A 3,743-nucleotide genomic window follows, 5' to 3' on the forward strand; every position below is an offset into this window, starting at 1 on the left:
ATCGATTAAATCCCTACTTACCATGCTCAAAAAACAGATAGAAAATATTGAAACTAGAATCGAAAAACTCATCGAGACATGCCCTGATTACCAAGCAAAAAATGAGCTATTACAGAGCGTACCTGGCATCGGAAAAATTGCGGCAGCCTCCATCATCAGTAACGTACCTGAGCTGGGCTACATCACCAACAAACAAGCGGCTTCATTAATCGGTGTCGCTCCCATTACTCGAGAAAGCGGTAGTTATAAAGGCAAGAGAATGATCAAAGGCGGACGCATGCAAGTCAGGACGGTTTTGTACATGGCCATGATGTCTGCAATGCAATGTAATCCTGTTTTTAAACAGCACTATCAAAAGTTATTAGCGGCAGGCAAACCTAAAAAAGTAGCGATCATTGCTTGCGTCAGAAAGATGGTAGTTATCCTAAATTCTATGCTCAGAGACGGCTGCATGTGGGATGTAAACAGCGCCAAAATTAACTCTTGACGCCATAGTCTCTTGTTAGTTTAATATGTCGGTCGCGTGTACATTGCGGACTTTTCGATAGGAACGTCCACCCCGTACTGTTTTACAACATCTACGACTACTTCATAAAACCAATTTGGTGCTTTCGGACACACATAGACCCTTTTTATAAGATCTCTCGCATTAACTTTCACCTGCTTTATGGCATCATTTGTGTCGTGTTCACTTATTAATGCCCTAAATTCTTTTTCGTGCTCGAAGCTATTTCTCTTGTGAACGTATGGATACATCATATTCGTAGGTGGAATCACCTGAGAGTCATAATCTAGGTACTTTATTTTCGAAGTTGAGATTTGTAGTTCAGATGTTTCGAAAAACTTTCTTAGCGTATCAACATCGGTCTGAATTGCTACTCCTTCTGTTCCACTTAGGTATAAATCCCACATGGCTGCAGACTCAAAATTACTCATATGCCAGCAGCTTACAAAAACACTCTTCTGAAACTCCTCAGTGCCAGCAATAAGCTGGTTGGCTATATTTACCGAATTATTTACTCTTACCGCTTCGATTGTCCTTAACGGAAACGCACCTTCATAAGGATCATCAAACATATCTGCACGAGGAAATATTAAATTATTGGTAGATATCAAACTAACAAACTTGGTGAAATCCATATAACGCCAAATCTTTGTATCACCATCTGGATTTTCCATAAAGTCATATTCATATATCATTGTTAAAATTTACTCCATTAAACTAACGCCCTGTTAAGGTGTGAGCAACGAAATACCAAAGCCGCAGCATACTACCTTAAACACCAAACGCAACGCATAGTAAAAGTGCCATGCGTTGCGAATCATTCTTAAACAGATTGTTATATGGCTTATGGCGCTAAAATCAAAGGCTTCGATGTTCGCGGAATCGAAATTAAGATATTTTCTCGATTTTTATGATGCATTTTATGATACAAAGCATTGAAGACTATACATAGAATTATGAGAATATTTTTGACCACACTGGCAAAAATTTCGCCGGTACTATTAGATTTTTGTTCATAAAACTTTGGATAATCAACCAATGAGGATATTTTTTCCATATTTTCAGACTGCGAGGTATGAGTGTCTTTACAAAGCTCCTTATAGCTTCCGTGCAAATTACCAAAACTATTCTTCACTTTTTCACTCGAAGTAAAGATACTCGTTGCTTTTGCGCGATCCATTAACGAGTATACGCTTTTCTCAAGCAGCAACGATTCATTCTCAATAGAGCCTAGTGCTCTTACAAAATTCTCAATTGAAGAGCGCAACATAACTCTAGATGCTTTGTATGACCCGTTAATCCAATTAAATTTAGATGAGCCAACATCTGAAATAACTTCTGAAATACGATTAACTATATCTTTATTTTTAGAGTAATTCTCTTCAAAGAATTCACTCTGATGCATAAACTCTGTATGCCAATGTAAAAGAGAAAAATATGCTTTGTGCATACTTTTCGCTGTAGCTTTATATGATGAGTTATCAAGGTTACCGTCAATTTTGTAGTTTGAAATGTACTTTATAAACTCATCAAAGTCCGACTTACATTCTCTTGTCATATCATTTAGCCAACTTTCTAATAGTCTCGTTCCATGAGAAACCTGTAGTTTGCTTTGCTTTCACCACTTGATTCATTTTTTCTTTGTTTCCTGCAATTGATGAAAGACCTACGACTAACTCGTTTAATTGGCTATCATCAAGCTGAGTACACTCACAGACTATTCTGCCAATAATTTCATAGCGAGATCTGTTGGCTCTAGAGCTGAGCCCATCGATTTTAAGAGCTTCTGTGGCAAAGATAATGATATCGTCATTCTTAGGAAACATGGCATTATCCAAGAAAAAGCTTGGAAGTATCCCCACTAGATAGTGGACATTTGGGTTAGGTGAAATGTATTTTTCTGTGCCACCGATTTGGCTTGACCCAACTATTGAAGAGCTAGAGGTGTTTTGCGCATCTCTTAAAATACTCGGTATTTCACTGAGTTTTAACTTATTTTTTGACTCAAGCAGCCAAGATAATTCCTCAACAAAATCAATGGCATGACGTAGTTTAGTCGCATCTGACAATGACTTGTTTTGACTTTTTTTAATATCAGTCATGTTCTGTCCTATTCAAAAACTCGCTCACAATTGCTGCTAGTCGCTGTTTAGAACTAGCATCGTCTGAATCAAGGATATGTTCTTGATCTAATTGCTTATTTGCAATGGCTGTTCGCTTAGGTATGTTGTATCTATATAAATATTTGCTCCAGAAAGCGTCCTTCTGCAAATTAGCAACAGCTCTTTTATAGACTACCGTATTTTCTTCTGCAAGAGTCAATACTAATCCGGCACAATCTAATTGCAATGCAAAGTTCTCTTTCTTCTCGTTGATGATGCTTTTTAGCAAATCGATACCAGTTAAAGATATTGGATCTGCTTTCACAGGAATTAAATAGTATTGCGAAGCAATTAAAGCACTTGTCATCCAGACAGAAGGAGTAGGAGGTGTATCAATTACAACGTAGTCATATCGGTCACTAATTGTTGCCAGAAAAGCTTTGAGTCTATTCTCGCGACCTTCTCCGGGAGCCATTTCTAAGCGATATAGCTCCAAACTGCCTGGTAGTAAATCAAAATGACTGGTTGCTACCACTTCAATTTCATCAAGAGACTTTGCTTGGGTAACTTGAGAAGCTCCGACAGTGCTGGCAGTTGCTCGATGGTTTCGGTCAAAGATGTTAACAATGGTATCCTTAGAACTAGTAACATGTTCTACATACTGATCAGGTGCCATCAAGCATTGCGTTGCGTTAAACTGAGGGTCTACATCTATTAACAAAACTCTTTTATCATGTCGTCTCGCTAGGCAATCTGCGAGATTCACAGCGACAGTGGTTTTTGCCACACCACCTTTCATATTAATCAGGCTAACTACTTTCAAAATAAACTCCTATTAATCATAGGGTTGATATATTGATGGATAATCAATTGTAATGCAACCTTAGCCATATAACGCCGCGTTAAGGGGTGAGCAACGCAACTACCAACTCACCGCATTGCACTAAAAACTAATAAAATCAACGCATAACGAAAATGCTACGCGTTGCGAATCCCTCTTGAACGCTTTGTTATGTGCGTGTTTCAGATTGACACAGAATCCCTAACTCAGCCTGCTTCTTTTTACTTAAACCACTTGAAACAATTCTATAGGATTCAGATAGATAATAACGTAACTCATCATCAAGGCGACTTCC

The 3,743-nt window shown here is 38.2% G+C and carries 5 protein-coding genes and 1 pseudogene; 1 reads left to right on the forward strand and 5 read right to left on the reverse strand.

All coding sequences use genetic code 11. The annotated features are described in order from the left end of the window. Window positions 1-487, forward strand: a 487-nt coding sequence (locus tag CAG58_RS14235; RefSeq protein ID WP_161439749.1) for a transposase, incomplete at its 5' end; no start/stop codon positions are given. 20 nt (window positions 488-507) lie between these two features. Here CAG58_RS14235 and CAG58_RS14240 read toward each other — a convergent pair. From CAG58_RS14240 to CAG58_RS14265, 5 genes and pseudogenes are all read right to left on the reverse strand, one after another. Then, window positions 508-1,179 carry a DUF2971 domain-containing protein gene (locus CAG58_RS14240; protein WP_161429793.1) on the reverse strand — a complete coding sequence of 224 codons (672 nt, stop codon included), beginning with the start codon at window positions 1,177-1,179 and terminating at the stop codon, window positions 508-510. Between the two features lie 170 nt (window positions 1,180-1,349). Then, window positions 1,350-2,063, reverse strand: a complete 714-nt coding sequence (locus CAG58_RS14250) for a hypothetical protein (RefSeq protein WP_161429795.1) — start codon at window positions 2,061-2,063, stop codon at window positions 1,350-1,352. Between the two features lies 1 nt (window position 2,064). Continuing rightward, window positions 2,065-2,607 (reverse strand): hypothetical protein, encoded by a 543-nt coding sequence (locus tag CAG58_RS14255; RefSeq protein ID WP_161429796.1) that lies wholly within the window; start codon window positions 2,605-2,607, stop codon window positions 2,065-2,067. Further along, a complete protein-coding gene (locus CAG58_RS14260) occupies window positions 2,600-3,430 on the reverse strand; it encodes a ParA family protein (RefSeq protein WP_161429797.1) in 831 nt (276 codons plus the stop codon). Before CAG58_RS14260 ends, CAG58_RS14255 begins: the two co-directional genes overlap by 8 nt. Before the next feature lie 187 nt (window positions 3,431-3,617). Beyond that, window positions 3,618-3,743, reverse strand: a pseudogene (locus CAG58_RS14265) (MmcQ/YjbR family DNA-binding protein); the annotation flags it as partial.

This window comes from Vibrio sp. V31_P5A7T61 (assembly GCF_009904895.1).
GTDB lineage: Bacteria > Pseudomonadota > Gammaproteobacteria > Enterobacterales > Vibrionaceae > Vibrio > Vibrio metschnikovii.

Coding starts and splice junctions, on each gene's coding strand:
- CAG58_RS14240 (WP_161429793.1), bottom strand. CDS start 1,179: ATGGAAAATCCAGATGGTGATACAAAGATTTGGCGTTATATGGATTTC.
- CAG58_RS14250 (WP_161429795.1), bottom strand. CDS start 2,063: ATGACAAGAGAATGTAAGTCGGACTTTGATGAGTTTATAAAGTACATT.
- CAG58_RS14255 (WP_161429796.1), bottom strand. CDS start 2,607: ATGACTGATATTAAAAAAAGTCAAAACAAGTCATTGTCAGATGCGACT.